Consider the following 24740-nt stretch of genomic DNA (forward strand, 5'->3'; position numbering starts at 1 on the left):
TACTGGTATTATTGGGTTTGTGGTTATTCTCATTATACCAGATTTGGTGGTTTCCTTGTTGTATTTAACCATACTTTCAAAGACTTTCAAGGTTTCAACCTACCCGACAGGGTGGGAAAGTTGAGTAAATAAGTAAATAATAGTCAGACTAAAGTATTTGGGGCCACTTCGCCTCCTTGCTCCGCTTGACGCTGGAACTATGGCACGCAGACTGGTCAAAAGTTGTTTAAGTAAGTTCAGTATGCCAGATAATAACTACGCAAAATGCTCTGTATTTTAGTATGCAGACCTGCTTGAATAACCCTAAGATCAGTCTGTGGGACACAGTTCCGCTGCGAGCGGAGCAGGATAGCGTAGCGCGGCTTTTTGACGGCCACGGATGGCCTAATGTCGGCGATGCCATGGATGGCAAGGAGGCGACTCGCCATGGAGGGCGCAATCTGCCGAAAAGCGGTATAGTGGCCCACAGACTTGCCCTACATATGGTTTTATATAAGGATAGGAACGAGAAATACTGATTAAGGTGTACTGTTAGCCCATTCTTCATCAAACAGCGCTGTAACTTTTTTGGCGGCAGCAGGGGAAGGGATAGTCAAGGAACTCTCGTGATTAATAACAAAAGAAGGATATGTCCAGGCAGAATTGGAAAAAAACAGCGTTGTCTGATCAAAAATACCGAAATTTGCGCCCATCGCTTTTTTGTCAGGATGATTGTAATAGCGTAATTCGATCTGGGCATCCTTTAATTCCTGAATGGCATCGGGCGAGGTAATCGCACTGGAAAGGCTGACGATCACTTTCACGTTACAGCCTCTTTTTTTTGCCTCCATCAGGGCATCAATTATATCGTCTTTACTTAGTTGTTCGGTTTCTATTAAGATCTCAGACGTAGCAGCGTTGATTAAATTAAGAAGCTGCTGTTTAACATTGACAGTAACGGCAAAGGTAATATTGTCTTCTGGCAATTTGGAAGTATCCGGTAAATCGAGCGACAGTGTTGTCGTATAGGTCCAGTCTTTGCCGAAGGATTTGTCCATGACACCGACAGAGTCTCCGGATAGCTTTACAGCCATGCTGTGCGCATCGAAGCCTTTGGCGGTCCAGTCCTTTTCATAAAAAACAGCCGTTTTGTGATCAACAACCATATAGCGTACTGTCTGGTACTGTCCTTTTTCAGCAGGATAGTACTGGACCGATATGTTTTCATTTTTTAGTGCTTTGATGGTTGAGGTATTATCTCTCTGCCATTGATCGAGCAGCAGTCTCACTTCGATGCCCGAATGCGCTTTTGTAATCAGCAAATTAATGATTTCCTGATCATTCAGACTGGACAGCTCGATATAAATGGATTGTTTGGCCTGATTAATTACATTCAGAGTTAGCGGACGGATAGCAGCTCCGTCTATGTAAAGCGCACCAGGTGGCAAGTTTGATACTGGATTGGATTCTTCATCAGCGGAAAACGAGAATATTTTGCTGCATCCGGACATTATCGGTATTGCTATCATGATGATCATCATGATGATCAAGAAGGGTACTTTTGCTTTGGACAAAATATCAGCCTCTTTATCAATAAATTGAGCTTTGGCAACTCTTCTCTTATTATACATATTTTTAGAAATAAATAACGAAAAAAATAGTTCCAATTGGAAAAATATCTAATTGAGATGTTATTTGAGGAGCGGTTTTTCAGTAAAATAAGAGGTAAATAATGGAAGGAAGAAGAATAACTATCCAGTACCATGTTAACCAAAATCTTAGCTAGCCGGGCGTCATAGTTTTTGTAATATGATAATTTTAAGGTTAACAAGGCACTCGTCTTTGACGATAATTTTATATTTAGGGGTGTTGATATGGGAAACCGCTTACATCTCAAGACAAAACTGCAAATTAATTGGCTGCTTTTCATGGGTGAAGAACAGCAGGCCCTGGAAATCCTGTTTGGAATCTTAAACACAGAAAATATCTCCGACGCCCTGTATTTGGCAGAGGTGAAAACACTGATTGATCATAAGGTTTTCAAAGAAGCTCAGGCCTATTTGGAAGCAGCAATCATCTATAGCGAAGAGCCCGGACAGCTGGCTGAAGTACATTTTTTACTGGCCCGCTGCTGTCATGGACAGGGATTTGTCAATGATGCTTTGATTCATCTCGAAAATGCGCTTCAGCTGGAAGCGAACAGTACTTACTGGAATCTGCAGACGGATTGTTACCTCGAACTTGGGGAATGGCAGGAAGCTATTAATTGTCTGGATAAGTCTCTGCGTTCCTCACCTGGAGATGCCGATATCCTTTTTCGACTTGGCAGCATCTATCAGTTCCAGGGGCAATACAGGGAAGCTTTAAACTGTTTCAGCGGCTGCTGTAAAGTGAAGCCGTATCAGCCGGAATACTGGGAAATGAAAGCTGAGATGCAGCTAAAAATGAATCAGACCGAGGATGCGGTCGAATCTTTCCATAAAGCGATTAAATGCGGGGGGCATTTCAGCCTGATGTCCAGGCTGGCCTACTGCTATGCGCAGACCGGTCAGCAGGGCAAAGCCCGGAAGCTGTTCCAGAAAGTATTAAAACATGACCCGGATGATCTTGATGCCCTATGCAATCTGGCCGGCATTTACCACGAGTTTCAGCAGGACGACCAGGCTTACCGATTACTTAGAAAAGCCTATACGCTGAAGAATAACGACACATTGCTGCTGAATAATTTAGGCTTTATCTGTTTTCAGCTCGGAAGAACGCGCAAAGCAATTGAGTATTATCAGAATGCCCTGAAAATTGATCCGGAAGATAAAACGGTGCTCTATAATTTAAGTGTCTGCATGACCGAAAAAGGGCTGTGGGACGACGCTAAAATTATCCTGGAACGACTGGTCTCCATGGACAACAAAAACAGCGCGGCCTGGATCCTGCTTGGGAATACGTATGAAGAAATGTCCAACACAAAGGTGGCAGTTGATTGTTACAATAAATCTTTCGGCTTAACGGTTAAAAAAGCCATTTAAGGTCAGACTTCCCAAAGAGGTTTCATTATCATTTATTTTCTGGTACAATTATAGAAAACTTGGCTGGCGCTAAGCCATTGGTGAAGGCGGCAGCCTTAGCTGCACTTAGATATATCAGAAAGTGCTTAGAGTGTTTGATATACCAAAGAAACGTTTTTGGGGGGCATTACCATGGCAGACTGGAATCCAGAGGCATATTTAAAATTTGAGAAAGAAAGATCCAAACCGTCACGTGATTTAGTCAGCCGTATTAAGCTTGAACAGCCTGAAAACATTCTGGATGTAGGCTGCGGCCCGGGTAATAGCACCCGCATTTTAGCGGAGAGATGGAAGAATGCGGCTATCACAGCCATTGATAATTCACATGCCATGCTCGAAATTGCCAAAGCAACAAATCCGTCAGTATGTTGGTTATTACGAGATGCCGGACGGGACATTTCCGATCTGGGCCAGTTCGACCTCATATTTTCCAATGCGGTCTTCCAATGGATTCCTGATAATGATCTTCTTATCTCCAGACTGTTTGCCATGCTGAAACCCCGCGGCATATTAGCTGTCCAAGTTCCGTTTGTCAATGAAATGCTGATTCATCAGCTGCTTCTAGACCTGGTATCCTCAGCGAAGTGGTCCGGCTATTTTAATCACATTGCGATTCCTTATAAGGTTCATACTCCTGAATATTATTATGATATTCTCTGTGAATTAACACCGGAAATCGAATTATGGGAAACCAGGTATTATCATTTGATGAACAGTTATGACGATATCCTGGATCTGTATCGAAGCACCGGGCTGAGACCCTACTTGGATTGTCTTCATGAAGACAAAAAGCAAAAAGAATTTGAGAGTGATCTGATGCTGGAAATTATGAAGTATTATGCCGGCTCGAAAGACGGTAAAATTTTATTTACTTTCGACCGCGTATTCTTTACAGCAACGCGGTGATTTGATTTACATTGACGTCGATATGGCAAAATGAAGATTTCACCACATAAAAGAAGTTAGAAGGACGTATCGGAACTAAAGTTTCGTTATGTCTTTTTTTGTGTCGTAATTAGCTGACCAGGCATAGTCTGAATGGGGAATTCTTATTTTATCCAATGCTGTCGTTTCTTTACTTATATCCGTAGATTTGTTAAAGTAAATTTAAAGGAAAAGGAGGCTTTTTGGCATGAAGTTAGTCAAGGAAAAAGACTTGCCGGGAATCGGGAAAAAGTATCAGCTGGACACCCGGTCTGGAGATAAGCTGGTCGTGATCGTCCATGATGACGGGCGCCGGGAAATGTATCACTATTACCTCGAGGATCCGAATGAATCGATCTCGATGGTAACACTTGATGATGAAGAATCGCGTTGTATTGCCTCAATTCTGGGCGGAATGGCCTATCGCCCCAAAGATCTGGATACTGTTGAGGTAGCCATCGGGGATATGGTACTCGAATGGTACAGGATTGAAACGGGGGCTTATGCGATTGGTAAATCAATCGGTGAGATGCAGGTCCGGAAGCGGACCGGCGGGACGATTATTGCGATGGTGAAAAAAGACCAAAATAAAACGATCAATCCCAATCCCGACATCGTTCTTCAGGAAGGTGCAACGATTGTTATTCTGGGAGAAAAAGAACAGGTGAAAGCTGCTAAAGGACTCCTGTTTCACGGGAGTGTTCATTAATGGAGCATTTGCTACTGGAAGTTGGTCTCGCTCTGGCTTTATCGGCCGTGGCGGGGATGATAGCCGGTAAATTGCGGATTTCCATTGTGCCTATTCTGATTATTGCGGGGATGGTTGTTGGACCTCATGCTCCTCATATCGGGGTATTTGATTTCAGGTTTATTCAGTCAGCCGCGCTCATCGACTTTATGGGAAAGATGGGTGTTTTATTTTTACTATTCTCTCTTGGATTAGAATTCTCAATCAAACAGCTGATGGCATCGGGACCGTCGATTCTCCGCAGCGGCCTCATCTATATGCTCATCAACTTTTCTGTTGCGCTGCTGTACCCATTGCTTTTAGGTTGGCCCGTCAAAGAAATCCTGGTCGTAGCAGGGATGATGACAATTTCGTCAAGCGCTATTGTAGCTAAAGTCATCGTCGAGTTAAAACGAGCTGCGAACGATGAGACAGAAATTATCTTAGGGCTGATGATGTTTCAGGATGTGTTTGTGGCAATTTATTTATCCGTTGTCTCCGGCTTGGTTCTTTCAGGTTCGACTTCGACCGTTACAGTCCTGCTTACAGCAGCTGTTGCACTTGGATTTATCGGGGCATTTCTGTTTTTGGGCCATAAGCTCGTTCCGTGGCTGAACCGCCGGCTGGATATTCCTTCGGACGAGACGTTTTTACTGGTGACTTTTGCGGCGGTGACGTTGGTTGCGGGGATTTCCGAAACCCTGAATATTGCCGAGGCCATCGGAGCAATGCTACTCGGCCTCGTAATGGCGGAGACGGAGCATCGCGAGCGGATTGAACACATTATTGTTCCCTTTCGTGATTTTTTCGGCGCATTATTCTTCTTCAGTTTCGGTCTAAGCATCGATCCTTTTACGCTGGGTGGCGCTGTTTGGCCGGTCCTTGGCGCAGTACTGCTGACGCTTCTTGGTAATACGATTGCTGGGTTTATAGCCGGAAGGAGAGCTCAGCTGTCTCATCGCGCTTCACTCAGGATTGGCTTAACGATCCTGTCACGTGGTGAATTTTCGATTATACTCGCCACACTGGCCCTATCAGGAGGCTTGCTGGGAGTCCTGCAGCCGTTTTCTGCCTTGTATGTGCTTATTCTCGCCATATTGGGCCCCATACTGACCAAGGAATCCAGTCTGGTGTATAAGTTAATTGGGCCGATCCTTAAATGGCCGGAGCTGCCTGAGAAACGCAGGTTAAAACTTTAAAGAAGTAAAATTATGATGATAAAATTGTCGAGAGAATTGCGTATCTGCAGAAAAAGTAAAAAAAATTTGGTCAAATCGAAAATAAATGATACAATTCAAGTTGACCTAATTAATAAAATATTCCGCTAATTTACACCATAACAGGAGGCGATCATGATGGCTATAGATCATGCAAAAATAGAACGAGCTGTAAGGGATATTTTAGAAGCAATTGGAGAGGATCCGGAAAGAGAAGGACTTAAGGATACTCCCAAAAGAGTTGCCAGATTTTATGAGGAAGCTTTTGCCGGACTTCATGAAGATCCGAGCAAGAACCTGTCTGTATTGTTTTCGGAAAACCACGAGGAAATGGTACTGGTTAGAGATATTCCGATTTATTCAATGTGTGAGCATCACCTGCTTCCTTTTGTTGGACAGGCCCACATTGCGTATATACCGAGACACGGCAAGGTGACAGGATTGTCAAAGCTGGCCAGAGTTGCCGAAGACTACGCCAGAAGGCCACAGCTACAGGAAAGATTGACGAGCCAGATTGCGAATACTGTGAATGATATGCTTAATCCGCGCGGCGTTATTGTCGTCATTGAAGCTGAGCATATGTGCATGACCGTACGCGGAATTAAAAAACCCGGCGCGCAGACCGTTACATCAGCAGTCAGAGGAATGTTTGAAACCAGCGCTGCCACCAGGGCAGAGGCGTTCTCATTAATTATGGGCAGACACTAATCCAATAATGAGCGGCAGAATGACGGAGGCTAGTTTTGCATGAAAATCCTGCTGACAAATGATGATGGTTATTTTGCTGCCGGTCTCAGGACCATGTATGATGCTTTGGCAGCGGACCATCAGCATGAGATCTACGTTGTGGCTCCGGAAGGGCAGCGATCAGCTGTTGGACGGTCTATCACCCTGTTTCAACCAATCTTCGTGACCCATCATTCCTTGCCAGATAATCATATCGGTGTATCTGTCAACGGAACACCGACAGACTGTGTCAAACTGGCAATACAGGGGGATATTCTTCCTGCCAAGCCGGATTTGATCATATCCGGAATTAATCACGGACCGAATCTCGGTTCGGATGTATTCTACTCAGGTACTGTGGCAGCCGCAATGGAGGGTGCCCTGTTAGGGATACGTTCCATTGCGGTATCACTTGCCAATTATGATTACGAAGACTATATGCCAAGCGCTTTGCTCATCAAACGCTTGATTGATACGAACAGCCCCTTGCTTCAGTATCAGAGTGGCCTGCTCAATATCAATGTGCCGCCCTGCGACAGGGAGGAATGGAAGGGAAAAAGAGTCACCAGACTAGGCAGGTCTGTTTACGACAATGCGTTCGAAAACAGAAAATCTCCTTATGGCAGAGAGTATTATTGGATCACCGGAACGCTCGTTTTTGAAGAAGAACAGGATACCGACCTCAGGGCAATTCAGGAAGGGTATGTTTCGGTTACGCCTTTACACTGTGACCTGACCGATTATGAACGGTTAAAGACCATGGGAAATTTACTATAGGGAGGAGAAATGTATGGGCTTTTGGATTTTTTTCTTTTATTTTGCTGTGTTTATTATTATTTTCTGGCTGAGTCGAGAAAAAGGTGGAAAGAATAATCTTAAAAAATTATTTATCATTCCGATTGTTCTTGCTGTCATTATTACGCTGCTGTCCGTGGTGAAAATTTATTTTATTTATAAGATCTTGCTTATTGTGATTGTTTTGGTGGTAGCCCTGCTGACGTATTGGCAGTGGGGAAGCAAGATCCGAAATTTTTGGCGGTGAAAGCATAACGCTAGGTATGCTGTAAATGGGGCACTATTTATTTTTAGGCCAAAACCTCAAAGCCCGCCAGGTCTTCTTTATTTCTTTTATTGAAATGCCTCCCTGAGAAATCAGGATCCCAAAATAAATCACGATTGCGGCAAGAAGGACAGTAAGACTCGTAAGCAGCGTTGTTTGGCCCGGGATCAGCCATAAGATGCTTTTGAGCACAGCTGTCATACCAAGTCCGGCCAGGACCGGCTGCAGGATCATGGATTTCAGATCAGCTTGTAGTCCGATGTGCTTGTTTATGGCATAAAGGTTTAAGAAAGCCATCATGGCAAAACCAAATACATAAGTTAAAGCGGTACCCACGAGACCAAATTTCGGAATTCCAGTCAGGTAGAAAAGAAGCGGGATCCGGAATACTGCCGTGATGACCGAATGGGCCAGCGGTAAAAAGGTTTTGCCGAGTCCTTGCAGAATTCCTGTGGTCGTCTGTTGAATATAGGCAAACAGCCCGCCCAAGGCTAAGACCTTCAACACTGCAGATACATGGTCACTTTTGAATAGGTGCGTAAGCGGTTCAGCAAAAAAATAAAGTGCAATGACACACGGCAATCCAAGCATAATGGTATAGCGGATCGCATCTATGCTTTTATTCCTGGCAGCCCGGACATCATTTCGGACCATTGCTTCGGAAATAGCCGGGACAAGCGATGTCGCCAGCGCAAATGTAAAGACACTTGGAAACGAGAGCAGCGTAAGTGCAGTCCCGCTGAACTCTCCAAAGAGAGAGGTGGCGTTCCTGGCCGAATAGCCGGCAAGCTGAAGCTGTTTGGGAATAATGACGGTATCCAAAGAAGACAGCCCTGTAGCCATCAGCCTGCTTCCGGTTACGGGCAAGGACAAACTGATCAGCTCCGGCATGACGGGTTTGGATTGCCCGCCGTTTTGATTTCCATAAGGCAGGTGCTTGCGCTGCATCAGATATTGAATCAGGATCACAAGCAAACCAACGATCTCCCCACAGAGCATTCCTGCTGCAAGACCGGCTGCTGCCCATTCAATGCCTTTCTTTAATAAATATACGGAAAGAGAAAAGCCGATCCCAATCCGGAAGATTTGTTCACAAACCTGGCTGACCGCTGAAGGGACCATATTCTGCAGTCCCTGGAAATATCCCCGGAACGCAGAAGCCACAGATACGATAAAAATCGACGGGATACAGATCTGAAAAACAATTCCAACGCGCTCATCCGCAAAGAAACTGTGAACGATCAGGGATCTGTTCAGGTACAACGTGATGGTAACCAGCAGACCGGAAATAAATAAAGTCAGGAAAGCTGTCCGGAATACTCTCCGGGCTTCAGCATAGCGGCCAATAGAGACTCTTTCGGCAACCATTTTGGAGACAGCCAGTGGTATTCCCGCTGTGGTTAAGACCAGTGCAGTCATATAGACAGGAAATACCATATAGAACAATCCGTACGCTTCACTGCCGATATAGTGCATAATCAGGTATTGGTAGACAAACCCGAGCAGACGGTTGACCAGATTCGCCCCAAAAAGAATGACTGCACCGAAAATGAGGTTATTTCTGGGCATTTCTTCCTCCCTGGCCGATACTCTGTCAGAGTACATATAGTTGATTTCTATTCAACTTATGCACCGGGAAAGAAGGTCATGCTCCAAGTTTTTTTAGGGATACAGTTTTTTTTAGAGGAATTGTGGAAACCACAGAGAATTAAACATGTTATAATTTAATATTAGTGATGTTATTGCTATAGTCTTGTTTAAGTCAAGTTATTAAAAAGAATAGACAAAGGGGAGATTATTCTTGAAAAGCTATGACACCAAGAGTATTCGTAATATCTGTCTTGTGGGGCACGGAGGTTCAGGTAAAACATCGCTGGCTGAGACCATGCTTTTTAATGCCGGAGTAACGAACCGCATCGGGAAAGTAAACGATGGAAACACCGTATCAGATTACCTTCAAGAGGAAGTACAACGTCACATCTCAATTAGCACTTCATTAATTCCGATCGAGCATAAGGATGTTAAAGTTAATGTTCTCGATACACCTGGTTATTCCGATTTTATCGGTGAAGTCATCAGTACTTTGCGCGTCGTGGAAACAAGTGTTTTTGTGATCAGCGGGGTTGATGGTTTAGAAGTTCAGGCTGAGATCATCTGGGATCTGGTCGAAGAAAAGCAACTCCCTAAAGTTATTTTTATCAATAAACTGGACAGAGAAAATTCCAATGCAGAAAAGGTACTGGATCGGTTGAAATCAACTTACCCGAATACCCGTTTCGTTCAAATGCAGATTCCGGTTGGCAAAGAGGCAGCATTCGAAGGTGTGGTTGGTCTGTTCCAACCCGACATACCTGATCAATATATAGATGATATTGCCGTATTGAAAGAAGCACTTGCTGAAGCTGCGGCAGAAGCTGATGATGAACTCCTGATGAAATATCTGGATGGAGAGTCCCTAAACGATGAAGAATTAAAAACGATCACAGCCAAAGGGCTCGCTCAGAATATGATCGTTCCGGTTTTATTTGGTTCGGTAGAAAAAAATCTGGGCGTAAAGGAATTCGCACAATTCTTGGCTGACTATGTGCCTGCCCCTACACCTATGGACAAAAAGGCTGCGTTGGTCTTTAAAACGCTTGCTGATCCCTATCTCGGCAAAATGACTTTCTTCAAAGTTTATGGCGGAACGTTTACCAGTGAGACAGTTGTCTACAATGCAAACCGGGAAGTCGAGGAGAAACTGGGTCAGCTGTTCTATCTGAGAGGGAAGAACCAGGATAATACGGCCAGCGTCCAGGCCGGTGATATTGCCGTCGTTGCGAAACTGCAGGAGACAAAAACAGGAGATACTTTTACAACGAAAGAGAAAGGTATTCAGCTGGACGGAATTGAATTCCCAAAACCTGCGCTGCCGCTTTCCGTCAAACCGAAGAGCAAGGGCGATGAAGATAAGCTCGGATCCGCACTTGCTAGGTTAGTCGATGAAGATCCGACCATCAGCGTCGGCAAAAATACAGAAACCAAACAAACGATCTTAAGCGGGCTCGGTGAAATGCAACTCGATATTGTCGGCGAAAAACTGGCTAGAAAATTCGGTGTTGCCGTCGAGACCGAAGTACCGAAAGTTCCTTACAGAGAAACCATCAAAAAATTGGTGCAAGTTGAAGGCAAACACAAGAAACAAAGCGGCGGCCATGGCCAATACGGACACGTCTGGATTAAGATGCAGCCAAACCCGGAAAAAGACTTTGAATTTAACGAAGAAGTTTTCGGCGGAGCGGTTCCGAGAAACTATTTCCCTGCTGTTGAAAAAGGTCTGCGTGAAGCAGTTGCTGATGGTTTTCTAGCCGGATATCCGATGACGAATGTGAAATTCACGTTGTATGACGGTTCCTATCACAGCGTAGACTCGTCAGAAATGGCATTTAAACTTGCGGCACATCTTGCTTTCAAGAAAGGTGCTGAAATGGCCAACGCGGTATTGATGGAACCAGTCGTTGAGGCCGAGGTCAAGGTTCCTGAAGCATTCATGGGTGATGTCATCGGAGATTTGAACTCCAAACGCGGCAAGGTCCTTGGCATGGAACCCAACGGCAAATGCCAGGTGATCAAAGCCCATGTGCCCCAATCCGAAATGATGCGCTATTCCATTGACCTCAAAGCTATGACCCAGGGGAGAGGCACGTTCACGACCCAGTTCATCGGGTACGAGGAAGTTCCGGCAAGATTATCCGACGCGCTGGTCGCCCGGCTCAAGAAAGAGCACCAGCATCACGAGTAACGCTGAATGCACGAATAAAGCTGAATGATTGTAGGTAAGCTAAAGCCGCTGACGAATGATTTTGTCAGCGGTTTTTTGTCGTTTGCCGCGCCAACATTTCCGCCAATGATAAGATCTGCAGAAAGTTAACTCATAGTTAACTCTTTTTACAATTGTTAACGACGATTCCGTTGAGTAAAAAAAATAAGCAGACTATAATGAACTTGAAAATCAAAACTTAAGAATTAAAAATGAGGTGGGATCTATGACCAAAATCAACATTGGAAAAATAATTGCAGCCCGGAGAAAAGAAAGAAGGCTCACCCAGGAAGAACTGGCCGAATATCTTGGGGTATCCAAACCGGCGGTTTCCAAGTGGGAGTCAGGACAAAGCTATCCGGATATTATGCTGTTGCCTGTATTGGCAGCCTTCTTCAACGTAAGCGTTGATGAGCTTCTGGGGTATGAAGCTCAAATGACAAAGGAGGATATAAGAAAACTGTACCGCAGATTGGCAAATGCTTTTGCTGCTGAGTCCTTTGACCAAACCTATGCCGAGTGCCTGGCGATTATCAAGAAGTATCATTCGTGCTGGAATCTGGTATATTCCATCGCGCAGCTGCTGGTTAACCACGCACCGCTTGCTGGCGGACCAGACCGGATGAACGAGGTTCTGCGGGAAGCCTCGGGATATTTTGAGTGTGTGGAAAAGAACAGCGGTGACGCGGCACTGGCCAGAGAGGCACTTTCCTTGCGAGCCTACTGTTGCCTGGCCCTGCAGGAGCCTGCCCAAGCTATCGACCTGCTCGAAGGGACCGAGGAAGGACCGGTATCAACGGGAATACTGCTGGCCAAAGCCTATGCAATAAAAGGTGACAGCGACCGCGCCAAGCGTTATCTCCAGCAATTTATTTATACGAATGTAGCCAGTCTTTTCGGGGCTTTTCCCGACCTCATGGCACTTTATGCAGATGCTCCGGAAAAAACGGATGCCTGTCTGCAAAAAGTGCTGAGTCTTGGAGAGGTATTTCAGCTCAAAGAGATGCAGCCGTCCCATTATTTCACGGTGTATCTCACGGCAGCTGCGCTTTACTCAGCGCAGAACCGTAATGAAAAAGCGCTGGATATGTTGGAAGCATACGCGGATATCATTTTTCAAAAGAATACATTCCCGTTAAAACTAAAAGGAAATTCGTTTTTTGACATGCTGCAGCCGTATTTTGAATCTCTCAATTTGGGAGGAGATGCTCCGCGCAGCGATAAACTCATCCGTAAAGATTTAAAGAGCGTTGTTGTAGATAATCCTGCGTTTCAAAGTCTTAAATCGGAGGAGCGTTATCAGAAACTTTGGCGACGACTTGAATCGATGGAGGAGGAAGTCTGATGGAAGATCTAATGTCTTATTTACCTTTTCTAATTCCGATCATGGTGATTGAAGTTGCCCTGGCAGCAGCTGCGCTCGTTCATATTTTCCGGCACAGGACTTACCGCATCGGCAATCAGGTGCTTTGGGTAATTGTCGTCGTCCTGTTCCAGATTATCGGCCCTATCTTGTATTTTACCTTAGGCAAAGGTGACGACTAATGGAAATTCTGAAGCTGGAACATGTCAAGAAAAACTTCGGGGGTCTTCCGGTCATACAGGATTTGAGCTTCTCAGTCTCCGAAAGCTCCGTTTTTGGCTTGATAGGAAAAAACGGAGCAGGGAAGACAACCACCATGAAAATGCTTTTGGGGTTTTTAAAGTCTGACGCCGGAGAAATCAAAGTGTGCGGGGAAAAAGTCGCTTACGGAGACACAAAAACCAACAGGCATGTGGGTTATCTTCCGGATGTGCCGGAGTTTTACAGTTACATGACACCCGTCGAATATTTAAGACTGTGCGGGGAAATCTCCGGGCAGAAGCCCCGCCCAATCCGGAAAAAGACGGAAGAACTGCTGGCCCTTGTAGGGCTGGAGAACAGTAACCGAAAAATAAGCGGTTTTTCCCGAGGAATGAAACAGCGGCTGGGGATTGCGCAGGCTTTGATGAACGAGCCACGGCTCCTGATCTGCGATGAACCGACCTCGGCGCTTGACCCCGTTGGCAGAAAAGAAATATTGGACATTTTGTCCATTGCCGGGAAGCAGACCGCCATTTTAATTTCCACCCATATTTTATCCGATGTGGAACGGCTCTGTGATCATATTGGGATTCTGGACGATGGCAAGCTTGTTTTACAAGGGAAACTCTCCGATATCAAAAATAGCTATCGCCATAGTTCCCTCCGGATAGCATTGGCGGATCAAGACAGCGCTGCTGTTCTTGCCGGGAAGCTTGCAAATCTCCCCTTCGTATCTGCAGTGGAGGCTAAAGAAAATTCCCTGACCGTCCGCCTTGAGGACATGGCTACGGAAGGGCTAAAAATTCTGGAACTGCTGCTCAGGGAACAAGTTTTCGTTCTGAAATATGAAGTGCTTGAACCTTCGCTGGAAGATGTATTTTTGGAGGTTATTCAATGAACGGTTTAATCGCTTTTACTAAAAAAGAATTTCTGGAGCAAATCCGCAGCTATAAAGCCGTTATCATGGTTTCGGTACTGTTCTTATTCGGCATGATGAGCCCCTTACTGGCCAAGATGATGCCCGATATTTTTGCCCAGCTGACCGTTCAGGGAATATCCATCAGCATGCCGGAGCCGACAGTCCTGGATGCCTATGGCCAATTCTTCAAGAACATGAGCCAAATGGGTTTGATCATCCTGCTGCTTGTCTTCAACGTTATACTCTCCCAGGAAGTGACACGCGGTACGCTGGTCATCCTTCTTGCCAAGGGGTTGTCCCGATCTGCGGTCATCATGTCAAAATATTTGGCGGCTTTGATTTTGTGGACGGTGAGCTATGTCCTTGCCGCGATCACCGATTACGGATACACTGTTTATCTGTTCGGGAGCTTCTCCTTGCCTCATCTGTTTTTCTCGTTGTTTTGCCTATGGCTGTTCGGTGCTTTTCTCCTGGCAGTCCTTCTGCTGGCCAGCACACTTGCATCGGGGAATTACGGAGGACTTCTTCTGACAGCCGCAATCATGATGCTCCTGCTGATTGCCAATGTGTTTCCGGTGTTTCAAAAATGGAATCCCGTCGCGCTTGCCTCGGATAACATCACGCTACTTACAAATGCGGAAACAATTGGCGACATGTCCGTAACAGCTTGGACGGCGCTGCTGCTGATTGTGTTATGCTTGATTCTCTCACTCCTGGTGTTCAAGAAAAAGAAACTGTAAGACAAAGCACGATGATGCATTATTCCATGGACCGCTGACAAATTATTTTGGCAGCAGTTTTCAATTTCCCATAAGGATGTTATGGAAAAACAAGGAATATATTTAATTATGTTGAATTATATAAAGTTGTTTCGGGGTTTTCTTTTTTGTGTTTTTAGGTGCGGTTATTTATTAGTTTTAATAAATTAAGGAATGGTGCCTGGCTATGAAGAAAGCTATTGTAATTGGAGCTACATCTGGGATAGGAAGAGAATTGGCAAAGATATTAGCTGAAAATAATTATATAGTCGGGCTTACTGGTAGAAGAATGGAGCTTCTACATGAGCTCCAGAAAGAAATTATTACTGAGTCATATATTAAAAACTTTGATGTTTCTTCTACAGAAGCCATGAAATTATTAGAAGACTTAATTCAGGAAATGAACGAAGTAGAAATAATTATCATCAGCGCAGGCTGTGGATTTATAAATCCTGATCTTGATTTTGATAAAGAGAAAAAAACAATTGATGTCAATGTGTCCGGTTTCGTAGCGATGGTTAATGTGGCTTTTAAATACTTTGTTAAGCGAGGCGTAGGTCATATTGTAGGTATATCATCAATTGCTTCTCTTAGAGGTAATGGAAGTGCCCCAGCATATAATGCTTCAAAATCTTTTGTATCCAACTATCTAGAAGGGTTACGTCAAAAGGCATATAAATTAGGAATACCTATAATTATTACAGACATACAACCTGGTTTTGTTGATACGGCTATGGCTCAGGGTGAGGGTCTCTTTTGGGTAGCCTCACCAGCGAAGGCTGCATTGCAAATATATAAGAAGATTGTGGTGAAGAAAAAGCATGCTTATATCAGTAAGCGTTGGCGGAGTATAGCGTGGTTGTTAAAAATCATGCCAAATTGGCTTTATAACAAACTCTAAGTCTGATATTAGACGTTAAAAACCAAGCGATTTATTTGATGGGCTTGATGAGAGAAGCCCCAACGGCTAACATTAAGGTCTTTGTTTGTATTTGAATATTGCATATGTTTTCGGCTACAGCCTACACAGGAAACTCATCTGCCGGACGTGTAGGACCGGAAAACAGATGCAAACCTCACTGAAGGGAAAAGCTAAGACAGGTATCTGTCAATTACGAAAGCGAATACTCATGAGGAGCCCGGTGCGGTAGTTCCGTACACCGGCATCTCTACCGTGACTCTGAAAGAAATAACATTGAAACATTTTGTTTGAGTATCCACATAGATTATAGCGGTGATTTAATTGAGGAGATTGAGGATGGAAAAAAACAAGAAGGTAATTATCGGATGGATAGGTGTGTCCATAACTGTTATATTGTCAAGTGTATGGGCTTATTGGGGAGCTTTTGAAAATTTCCATGAAGGCTGGTACGCTACTTCCATCGGAGACAACCTCTGTATGTTTTTACTCCAATATATGGTATTTGCTATCATTTTTGTATTATTAGCATTAGTTATATTAAGATGGAAAAGGATGGGTTTTCTACTACATCTAATTTTTGGTGGCTTTTGTATTTATTTTTTTTCCGGTGCCAGTTTTAATGTGCTAGGATTATTGATTATTATACCTTTTGCTGTTCTTGGGCTACTTTATTATTTTGGGGAGCCTGAGCCTAAGAAATGGGCATATAGGTTAATCATAATTGTTCCTTTAGTTATTACTTTAGCTATTTCAATTCCTCAAGGTATTAAAGTTTCCCAAAGAATTAATGATAATGATTTTGGTATGAGAATAGTAGAAGGGAATGGTGTAACTCTGGCTTGGGCACCAAGAGGGCCTGGCTGGCCGGACAAAGGGACCTCCTGGAAAGAGGCACAAGATATATGCAAGTATTTATCAGAGGATGGTACAACCACTATGAAGGAAGAGCAAAATATTTGGCGCTTGCCAACAGTGGATGAAGCAGTTCGTTCTATGATGCTCCACGACGAAAATGCAGGTGGAGTCTGGTATCCGGAAGAAGAGAAGGACGTCTATGATAGAACACCAGATAAAGAAACACCTTTATGGGATGTACATTCCAAGGTAATCTATTACTGGACTTCAGATACATCAGTAAAGGATGAACAACAGGCATATATCATTGTCTATCATGGAGGTATATTTGATAAAAGGAAGATCGATCGACAAGATTATATGAGTTTTAGAGCTGTCAAAGAGATCAATTAGCTTATGTGGTTTTAAATGATGGAAAACATGAGATAACGGAGGCTGTTGAAACCCTCCCTCTGCAGCCTGTACAAAATTTAACGGATTTCTACGCGGTTGAGGAACTGTTTGAGAAATTAGTGCACACCTGGAATGCCAAGCTGCCTGGATATGAGTTTATTTCCAAAACGCTGCTTCAAGAATTATTGATTGCCATTATGCAAAATATAAAAAGGCAAAACCCTAATTATGCTGCATCCTTAAGGGTAGAAAAGGGGATCCAATAAAGATAGGAAGTAATTTAAGGGGCCGTCATTCATGGCGCGGACGGAGATTTTTATTGGTATGCTTTCGTCCGCCACTTAGAAAATATGGATGCGGTTGAGACGCGGTGGGAACCTACGAGACGTTATGCGAGACCGTACGTATCGGCCGCGCCTCCATACGCCGGAAAAGTTTAGAATAATTTTCTAACGAATACCATTATAATTGCAATAATAAAGGCAATGATAAATGTAAAAATAAATGTTCTTAGCCAAGTGTTTCCTAAAATTCTTTGTTTGTATTGATATATTGACATAACAACACCACTTATAATAATAATTGCAAGTAGATCCCATGGTGCTTCATTGGAATATAACGATCTATATGCAGTATCAAGAAGTAATGCAAAAGTAATGAAGACATATCCAAATTTATAACTAATATTTTCGATAAATGTCGTTCTTTCATCTCTCTCGACCATTTTACTAATCATTATCTATAGCCTCCTCAAAATAGAATAAATCCTCAAACTGTTTATTTAGAACCTTTGATAAAATTAATGCTAATTTTGCTGTTGGACAATATTGACCTGTTTCAATAGAACTAATTGTTTGTCTGGTTACGCCTGCAAGAATTGCAAGCTGTTCCTGTGAAAGATTTTTTTCCGCTCTGGCAACTTTTAATCGGTTTTTTAGCTGAATATTCTCATTCAAACTATCACCTCCACGAATACATAGTAACATATTCAAACGGTGATGTAAAGTATACTTGTCAAAATAATAAGTATACTTGTCTGTTGAGCTATCGTAATATGTGTCTAAAGTAGTTAAAGTTAAAGTTTGCCTTAAAGTATGCCTGTAATCCCATTTGTAAGAACCAATCTAAGATAGGTTCAGTAATATACTGAAAGAAAAATAATTTTTTGATCTGCTGAAGCATTTGGAGGCGATCATCGTATGTTTGCCGAATAAATTTAATCACATCTAAGAAAAAAGAGCGTGGATTATATCAATAAATACGTGTCTTCGGATAAGAAAACGATTAAATATTTTCATGAAGGTGGTCATTTGAGCCTTCTGAGTCCGATGGCGGAACAGGTACTACGATGCGTTGCAGATTTCATACAAGACCAATCAATTAATTTTAGACCGAAAGTATTGATCAAAAGGTAGAACCCATTAACCCTTCGAAGATGCAAGTCGACAGACAGGAGGTGCATGATGAATCACATTTTAATTGTCGAGGATGATACGGCCCTGAGCAATGGTATTGTTCTGGCCCTTAAAGAAGATCATTGCACCTTTGTGCAGGCGTATGACATTGCCGCGGCCAAGAAACAGCTAAAAACCAACTTCTTTCATTTGGTGATACTCGATGTCAATTTACCGGATGGAAACGGTCTTGACCTTCTAGCTGAGATCCGTAAGAAATTGGCTTTGCCTGTAATTGTCCTGACTGCCAATGATTTGGAAACTGATATTGTAACCGGGTTTGAGCTTGGGGCGGATGACTATATCACAAAACCTTTCAGTCTGATGGTACTGCGGGCCAGAGTGGGCGTCCAACTGCGGAAGGGCAGGTATCAGGTTCGCGATACCGTAAAGATTGATGGGTTTTCCTTTTCCTTTGCAAGGATGGAGTTCAAGAGAGGCGGCAAACCCATTGAACTCAGCAAAACCGAGCAGAAACTGCTTCGGGTCTTAATAGAAAACAAGGGAAAAACCATTTCTCGTACAGATTTGGTGGACAGGATTTGGACAGATGGAGCCGAGTATGTTGACGAGAATGCCTTGTCGGTTACGATAAAAAGACTGCGTGATAAATTGGAAGAACTTCCGTCTGCACCGCAATATATCAAAACGGTCTATGGGATTGGCTACACCTGGGCGGTGCAGTGAGATGAATACACTTGATTACACCTGTATCGGGATTGCCATTGCTGCGGTATGCGCGGCCGTGATGGTGATTGTCGTTAACCGTCAAAGAACAAAGAAAACGTTTGAAAAAATTGAAGATATGTTGGACACAGCCATAAACGGTAGCTTTGCCCAAGATGTTTTTGATGAATCTGCTTTATCCGCGGTGGAAGCTAAGCTTGCACGGTATCTTTCCAAATGTGCGGTATCCTCCAAGAATTTGCTTGCGGAAAAGGATAAAATAAAAGAGCTGATTTCTGATATTTCCCATCAGACCAAAACACCCGTTGCCAATATCCTGCTTTATTCACAGCTGCTCAGTGAACACGAATTGCCGGAAGACTGTAAAGTTTGTGTGCAAGCCTTGTCTGCACAGGCGGAAAAGCTGAATTTCCTCATCAATGCTTTGGTGAAAATATCACGGCTGGAAACGGGTATTATTACTGTTTCACCGAAACAGGAAGCCCTCCAAAGGTTGCTGGATGAAGTTCGGATACAGATCAGGCCAAAGGCGGAGGCCAAGGGCATTTCTGTTGCCATGGAAGATACGGAGAGTTGTGCCCATTTTGATCTGAAATGGACGACAGAAGCCGTATATAATATCATGGATAACGCCGTAAAATATACCACAAGCGGCGGGTGTATTACCATAAAAGCCATACCCTATGAGTTGTTCTGCCGTATTGATATAACCGATAATGGGATGGGTATTTCCGAGGATGAGCAAAGCAAAATATTCACCCGGTTCTACCGCTCGGGAACCGCTGGTAATCAAGAAGGTGTTGGTCTTGGGCTGTTTTTGACCAGAGAGATCATCTCAGCCGAGGGAGGTTATATCAAGGTGTCATCACAGCCGGACAGTGGTTCTACCTTTTCAGTATTTTTGCCAATAGAAAAGTAAATCTTTCAAGACTGTTAGATTCTAGAAAGATTGTGGAAAGATTGTTGTGATATAGTCAATATTGCAGGCAACTGCGATACTGACTATTTTCTTTGGGGAGGAAAACAAAATGACGATACTTGAAACAACAAAATTAAAAAAATATTACGGCAGCGAAGATACAACGGTTAAAGCGTTAGACGGCATCGACCTCACCGTGGAGAGTGGGGAGTTTGTAGCCATCGTAGGCACATCCGGCAGCGGCAAGTCTACGCTTCTACATATGCTGGGCGGGCTTGACCGCCCCACAAGTGGCACGGTCACTGTCGATGGAAAGGAGATCTTTGCACTGAAAGACGAAGAACTGACGATTTTCCGCCGAAGAAAAATAGGCTTTGTCTTTCAAAATTATAATCTTGTTCCTGTATTGAATGTGTACGAGAATACTGTCCTGCCTATTCAGCTCGACGGGAACGAGCCGGATAAACGCTATGTGGACAGAATCATCGGCACATTGGGGCTTGAAAGCAAACTGAACAATCTGCCCAACAATCTTTCCGGCGGTCAGCAGCAACGGGTGGCAATTGCCAGAGCCTTAGCTGCTAAGCCTGCTATCGTTCTCGCGGATGAGCCGACAGGAAACCTCGACAGTAAAACCAGCCAAGATGTCCTGGGACTGCTCAAGGTTACAAGCGAAAGGTTCAGTCAGACCATTGTCATGATTACCCACAACGAGGAAATTGCCCAGTTGGCAGACCGCATCATCCGAATTGAAGATGGAAAAATTGTGGGTGGTGGAAGTAAATGATCAAAGTAAAAAACAAAAAAGCGATTCGCAATCTGGCCGACAAGAGCTATCGGGCAAATAAAGTCCGCAACTTGATTGCGATCATCGCCATTGCCTTGACAGCGGTGCTTTTCACCACGCTTTTCACCATGGGGATCGGTACGGTGGAGGGTCTTCAGCAGGCCACGATGAGGCAGGCGGGCGGCGACGGCCATGCTGTGCTTAAATATATCACTGACGAGGAATTCAACAACATCAAAGATCATGTACTTATTAAAGAAATTTCCTATAACCGAATGCTATGCGACGGGGTGGAAAACAAGGAATTTCTCAAACGGCGTGCCGAGTTTTGGTATGATGATGATGGCGGGATGAAGCTCGGATTTTGCGAACCAACAAGCGGACACAAACCTGTAGCTGAAAACGAAGTCATTGCAGATACCAAGACCTTGCAGCTGATGGGCGTTCCCCTTGAGGTTGGCGCGCCGCTTACGCTCACACTTGACATCCGGGGCGAAGAAGTACAGCGGGATTTTGTCCTTGCAGGCTGGTGGGAGAGCGACCCCGTTTTTAACGTGGGCCAGATCTTGGCCTCCCGTGCCTATGTAGATGCTCATCCGGCCGAACTGCAAAACAGCTATAAGGTGGACAATTCTCTCACCGGGGTTATCAACGCGTCTATTATGTTCAAAAACAGCATCGATTTGGAGGGGAAGCTGGCAAAGGTCATTACCGACAGTGGCTATTCTCTGGATGAAAAAGCGCCGAATTACTTGGAGCATAATGTGAGTTGGGCATATCTCTCCACGAATTTTGGTATGGACGCAGGTACGCTGATTGCACTGCTTTCGGGCTTGCTATTGATCGTATTCACCGGCTATCTTATTATCTACAACATTTTTCAGATTTCCGTCATTCGGGATATTCGTTTTTATGGACTCTTGAAAACCATTGGAACAACAGGGAGACAGATACGCCGGATTATCCGCAGACAGGCACTGATCCTTTCCACCATAGGAATTCCAATCGGATTGATTTTAGGTTTCTCTATTGGTAAATCCCTTGTTCCTCTCCTCATAAACAATTCCACCTATGCCGGAAGTGCGGTGTCTGTATCGCCAAGCCCATGGATTTTTATTGGTTCGGCGCTGTTTGCTTTGGTCACCGTGCTCATCAGTACCTTCAAACCGGGTAGGATAGCCGCCTCTGTTTCACCGGTGGAGGCAGTGCGGTATACGGATGGAAATACAAAGCAGAACTGCAAACCGAAAAAATCCACTGATGGCGGAAAAATGCCCCGTATGGCCCTGGCTAATTTAGGGCGGAACAAAAGACGTACCGTTTTAGTAGTCATTAGCTTGTCCCTGAGCCTTGTTTTGCTGAACACGGTGTTTACGCTATCTCAGAGCATTGATATGAATAAGTTCCTTTCTAAATTCGTGGATACCGATTTTCTGATTGCCCATGCCGATTACTTTCAAAATGACTACTCCGGTCCCGAAAACCAGACCAGCGAGAGCTTTATTCAGGCGGTGGAAACACAGCCCGGCTTTGAGGCGGGTGGGCGACTGTATGGCGGCAGAGCGGAAGGATTTGCGGCAGAGGACGAAAAGAACACCACCCAGGAATATAACAGGAATCCCTACGGCGATTTGATGGCTGCGGTCTATGGTCTTGAGGGTATGCCTCTTCAGCGACTGGAGCTTATCGACGGTGAGCTTGATGATGCAAAGCTGGCTACTGGTAAGTACATTCTGGAGGGAGTCCCGCTGGACGATAACAGTATACCGGAAATGGAGAACAAGCATTATGAGATTGGTGACGCGGTAATACTTCACAACTATAAAGGAACGTCGGAAACATTTGCTGGCAGGGAGTACACGACGCAGGAGTTTATCATGCTGGGTCATGTGGCCATCAAACATTATTCCAATTCCGACCGTACCGGATGGGACTATAACTTCTATCTCCCCGCGGATGTCTATAAAACAATGGTAGTACAGCCCGCCGTAATGAGCTATGCCTTCAATGTCTCCGAAGATCAAGAGGCGGCAATGGAGCGTTTTTTGCAAAGCTACACGGATTCAGTGGAACCAGTCATGAATTACGTCTCGAAGTTCACCTCTCTCAAGGAGTTTTCCGGTATGCAGAGCACCGTTGTGATGATTGGCGGCGCACTCAGCTTTATCATCGGGTTGATTGGCATTCTCAATTTTGTCAATGCCATTCTCACCAGCATTTTGACCCGACGCAAAGAATTTGCCATGCTGCAAAGCATAGGCATGACACGAAGGCAGCTGCGCCGTATATTAATGTTTGAAGGATTTTATTATACGCTTGGCACTTGCGCACTGTCGCTCGTATTTAGCACGTTATTTTCACTTTTAATTGTCAAATCTTTTTGTGGTCTGCTGTGGTTCTTTAGTTATCATTTTATCTTGTGGCCGCTTTTGATCGTACTTCCTTTCCTGTTTATGCTTGGTATGATGATTCCTTTGGTATCGTATGCCATGACGGACAAGCAAAGTATCGTGGAGCGGCTGAGGGAAGCGGAATAGTATTTGTATGATGAGCATACTTTTTTAGGTTGATTTCATCCCGCTTTTTCAGGTAAAATATAATGAAATGATCAACTTGAGGATGGAGATATAGTATTATGCGTATGATATTTGCAGACCGGATGAATAGACTGGGCAGTGAGACGGCTTTTGAAATGCTGGCTAAGGCCAATGTTTTGGAAGCGCAGGGAAGGGAAATTATTCACCTTGAGATTGGTGAACCGGATTTTCCGACGTTGCCCAATATCATAGAAAAAGGAATGGAATGCCTGCGGGCCGGCATGACAAAATACACACCTTCTTCAGGCCTGCTGGAGGCAAGACAGGCCGTTGCGGATTATGCGGGCAAAAAAAGAGGCTATGAAATCGACCCTCAGGAAGTGGTCATGACGGCGGGTGGAAAGCCGATCATGTTTTACGCCATTTTGGCTACGGTTAACCCCGGAGATGAGGTCATTTATCCGAATCCGGGTTTCCCGATTTATGAATCCGTCATTAAGTTCGTTGGCGGGGTACCGGTACCGATCCCGCTGCGTGAAGAGAATGAGTTCAGAATGGATATCCAGGAATTCAAATCCCTCGTGACAGACAAAACCAAAATGGTGATTATCAACTCGCCGCAAAACCCAACCGGCGGGATGCTGACGAAAGAAGACTATCAGGAAATCGCTGATTTTCTGGCCGACCGTAATATTGTGATTCTCTCGGATGAGATTTATGAAAATGTCGTCTATGAAGAGCCGTCATTTTCGATCTCTTCGCTGCCGCATATGAGAGAAAAGACAATCATACTGAACGGATTCTCGAAGACCTATGCGATGACCGGCTGGCGCGCCGGGTATGGCATTATGCCGAAGGAAGCCGCCCAGCAAATTGGCAAGCTCGTTGTGAACAGTACTTCCTGTCTGGCAGGTTTTACACAGATGGCTTGTATTGAGGCTCTGACAGGACCGCAGGATGAAGTTTTGAGAAGAGCAGAGCAGTTCAGAATCAGAAGGGATCGGATCGTTGACGGACTGAATGCCATCAGTGGGGTTACCTGTCTGAAACCACGCGGTGCCTTTTACGTGTTTCCGAATATCAAAGCTTTTGGAAAAACTAGCAAGGAGATGGCCGAGTACCTGTTAAACGAAGCAGGTGTTGCGACCCTCTGGGGCAGTTCGTTCGGGGAATACGGCGAAGGATATCTGAGGATTTCCTATGCGAATTCCTTGGAAAATCTTGAAAAAGCCGTAAGCCAAATTGATATTGCTCTGAAAAAGTTATAATAGATATTTAAAAACAATCAACGGTGCAGTATGAGGCTGCACCGTTAGTTTGGTTCACCCTGTATTTCGGGTAACTGAAGAGAAGAGCATGAAATAGCATAGTAAAGCATACGGAAGGATCCAGAAGATAGCAGCGAGATTCCAAGGGATATATCGGAACGTGAAAAGGCGGAAAATTCTGAA

General features: G+C 44.4%; 24 protein-coding genes. 20 read left to right on the forward strand and 4 right to left on the reverse strand.

Annotated features, from left to right (window positions below; genetic code table 11):
* Positions 1-518: 518 nt before the first annotated feature.
* Positions 519-1553 carry a phospholipase D-like domain-containing protein gene (locus OKX56_RS09545; RefSeq protein WP_242871512.1) on the reverse strand — a complete coding sequence of 345 codons (1035 nt, stop codon included), beginning with the start codon at positions 1551-1553 and terminating at the stop codon, positions 519-521.
* Between the two features lie 300 nt (positions 1554-1853).
* On the opposite strand from OKX56_RS09545, the gene OKX56_RS09550 reads away from it, so the two are divergent.
* The 7 genes from OKX56_RS09550 (at position 1854) to OKX56_RS09580 (ending at position 7677) form a co-directional block, all read left to right on the forward strand.
* A complete protein-coding gene (locus OKX56_RS09550) occupies positions 1854-3002 on the forward strand; it encodes a tetratricopeptide repeat protein (RefSeq protein ID WP_019226263.1) in 1149 nt (382 codons plus the stop codon).
* Between the two features lie 171 nt (positions 3003-3173).
* The gene (locus OKX56_RS09555) at positions 3174-3947 is read left to right on the forward strand and encodes a methyltransferase domain-containing protein (protein WP_019226264.1); all 774 of its coding nucleotides are present in this window, start codon (positions 3174-3176) and stop codon (positions 3945-3947) included.
* Between the two features lie 226 nt (positions 3948-4173).
* Entirely contained in the window at positions 4174-4674 is a 501-nt protein-coding gene (locus tag OKX56_RS09560) for a cation:proton antiporter regulatory subunit (protein WP_015042873.1), read from the forward strand.
* The gene (locus OKX56_RS09565; protein ID WP_019226265.1) at positions 4674-5891 is read left to right on the forward strand and encodes a cation:proton antiporter; all 1218 of its coding nucleotides are present in this window, start codon (positions 4674-4676) and stop codon (positions 5889-5891) included. Before OKX56_RS09560 ends, OKX56_RS09565 begins: the two co-directional genes overlap by 1 nt.
* 153 nt (positions 5892-6044) lie before the next feature.
* Positions 6045-6617, forward strand: a complete 573-nt coding sequence (folE, locus tag OKX56_RS09570; RefSeq protein WP_019226266.1) for a GTP cyclohydrolase I FolE — start codon at positions 6045-6047, stop codon at positions 6615-6617.
* Between the two features lie 39 nt (positions 6618-6656).
* Complete coding sequence (gene surE, locus OKX56_RS09575; RefSeq protein ID WP_019226267.1) at positions 6657-7412, forward strand: 5'/3'-nucleotidase SurE; 756 nt, start codon at positions 6657-6659, stop codon at positions 7410-7412.
* A gap of 13 nt (positions 7413-7425) precedes the next feature.
* Positions 7426-7677 carry a hypothetical protein gene (locus tag OKX56_RS09580; RefSeq protein ID WP_015042869.1) on the forward strand — a complete coding sequence of 84 codons (252 nt, stop codon included), beginning with the start codon at positions 7426-7428 and terminating at the stop codon, positions 7675-7677.
* A 33-nt stretch (positions 7678-7710) separates the two neighbouring features.
* Here OKX56_RS09580 and spoVB read toward each other — a convergent pair whose 3' ends face one another.
* On the reverse strand, positions 7711-9264 hold the full coding sequence (spoVB, locus tag OKX56_RS09585) for a stage V sporulation protein B (RefSeq protein ID WP_019226268.1): 1554 nt from the start codon (positions 9262-9264) through the stop codon (positions 7711-7713).
* Between the two features lie 232 nt (positions 9265-9496).
* Between spoVB and OKX56_RS09590 the strand changes: the two genes are divergently transcribed.
* The 8 genes from OKX56_RS09590 (at position 9497) to OKX56_RS09625 (ending at position 17171) form a co-directional block, all read left to right on the forward strand.
* Complete coding sequence (locus OKX56_RS09590; protein WP_287896284.1) at positions 9497-11476, forward strand: elongation factor G; 1980 nt, start codon at positions 9497-9499, stop codon at positions 11474-11476.
* 244 nt (positions 11477-11720) lie between these two features.
* A complete protein-coding gene (locus OKX56_RS09595) occupies positions 11721-12839 on the forward strand; it encodes a helix-turn-helix domain-containing protein (protein ID WP_019226270.1) in 1119 nt (372 codons plus the stop codon).
* On the forward strand, positions 12839-13039 hold the full coding sequence (locus OKX56_RS09600) for a PLDc N-terminal domain-containing protein (RefSeq protein WP_019226271.1): 201 nt from the start codon (positions 12839-12841) through the stop codon (positions 13037-13039). The genes OKX56_RS09595 and OKX56_RS09600 overlap by 1 nt, the downstream gene beginning before the upstream one ends.
* Positions 13039-13956 (forward strand): ABC transporter ATP-binding protein, encoded by a 918-nt coding sequence (locus OKX56_RS09605; RefSeq protein ID WP_019226272.1) that lies wholly within the window; start codon positions 13039-13041, stop codon positions 13954-13956. Before OKX56_RS09600 ends, OKX56_RS09605 begins: the two co-directional genes overlap by 1 nt.
* Positions 13953-14717: an ABC transporter permease gene (locus tag OKX56_RS09610; RefSeq protein ID WP_019226273.1), complete on the forward strand. Its 765-nt coding sequence runs from the start codon at positions 13953-13955 to the stop codon at positions 14715-14717. The genes OKX56_RS09605 and OKX56_RS09610 overlap by 4 nt, the downstream gene beginning before the upstream one ends.
* A 205-nt stretch (positions 14718-14922) precedes the next feature.
* Positions 14923-15636: an SDR family NAD(P)-dependent oxidoreductase gene (locus tag OKX56_RS09615; protein WP_019226274.1), complete on the forward strand. Its 714-nt coding sequence runs from the start codon at positions 14923-14925 to the stop codon at positions 15634-15636.
* A 357-nt stretch (positions 15637-15993) separates the two neighbouring features.
* Complete coding sequence (locus tag OKX56_RS09620) at positions 15994-16905, forward strand: Lcl domain-containing protein (protein ID WP_019226275.1); 912 nt, start codon at positions 15994-15996, stop codon at positions 16903-16905.
* A gap of 5 nt (positions 16906-16910) precedes the next feature.
* Complete coding sequence (locus tag OKX56_RS09625; protein WP_019226276.1) at positions 16911-17171, forward strand: hypothetical protein; 261 nt, start codon at positions 16911-16913, stop codon at positions 17169-17171.
* Between the two features lie 170 nt (positions 17172-17341).
* On the opposite strand, the gene OKX56_RS09630 is transcribed toward OKX56_RS09625, so the two are convergent.
* Together OKX56_RS09630 and OKX56_RS09635 are read right to left on the reverse strand one after the other, a co-directional pair.
* Complete coding sequence (locus OKX56_RS09630; RefSeq protein WP_019226277.1) at positions 17342-17641, reverse strand: hypothetical protein; 300 nt, start codon at positions 17639-17641, stop codon at positions 17342-17344.
* Positions 17634-17861 (reverse strand): helix-turn-helix transcriptional regulator, encoded by a 228-nt coding sequence (locus OKX56_RS09635; RefSeq protein WP_019226278.1) that lies wholly within the window; start codon positions 17859-17861, stop codon positions 17634-17636. The genes OKX56_RS09630 and OKX56_RS09635 overlap by 8 nt, the downstream gene beginning before the upstream one ends.
* A gap of 507 nt (positions 17862-18368) precedes the next feature.
* Here OKX56_RS09635 and OKX56_RS09640 point away from each other — a divergent pair.
* From OKX56_RS09640 to OKX56_RS09660, 5 genes are all read left to right on the forward strand, one after another.
* On the forward strand, positions 18369-19046 hold the full coding sequence (locus tag OKX56_RS09640; protein WP_287896290.1) for a response regulator transcription factor: 678 nt from the start codon (positions 18369-18371) through the stop codon (positions 19044-19046).
* Between the two features lies 1 nt (position 19047).
* The gene (locus OKX56_RS09645; RefSeq protein ID WP_019226281.1) at positions 19048-19965 is read left to right on the forward strand and encodes a sensor histidine kinase; all 918 of its coding nucleotides are present in this window, start codon (positions 19048-19050) and stop codon (positions 19963-19965) included.
* A gap of 109 nt (positions 19966-20074) precedes the next feature.
* Positions 20075-20752, forward strand: coding sequence for an ABC transporter ATP-binding protein (locus OKX56_RS09650; RefSeq protein WP_015042856.1), 678 nt, complete (start codon positions 20075-20077; stop codon positions 20750-20752).
* A complete protein-coding gene (locus OKX56_RS09655) occupies positions 20749-23289 on the forward strand; it encodes an ABC transporter permease (RefSeq protein ID WP_019226282.1) in 2541 nt (846 codons plus the stop codon). The genes OKX56_RS09650 and OKX56_RS09655 overlap by 4 nt, the downstream gene beginning before the upstream one ends.
* A 98-nt stretch (positions 23290-23387) precedes the next feature.
* Positions 23388-24557, forward strand: a complete 1170-nt coding sequence (locus tag OKX56_RS09660) for a pyridoxal phosphate-dependent aminotransferase (protein ID WP_019226283.1) — start codon at positions 23388-23390, stop codon at positions 24555-24557.
* Positions 24558-24740 lie beyond the last annotated feature (183 nt).

Source organism: Dehalobacter sp., assembly GCF_030063005.1.
Classification (GTDB): Bacteria; Bacillota; Desulfitobacteriia; order Desulfitobacteriales; family Syntrophobotulaceae; genus Dehalobacter; species Dehalobacter restrictus.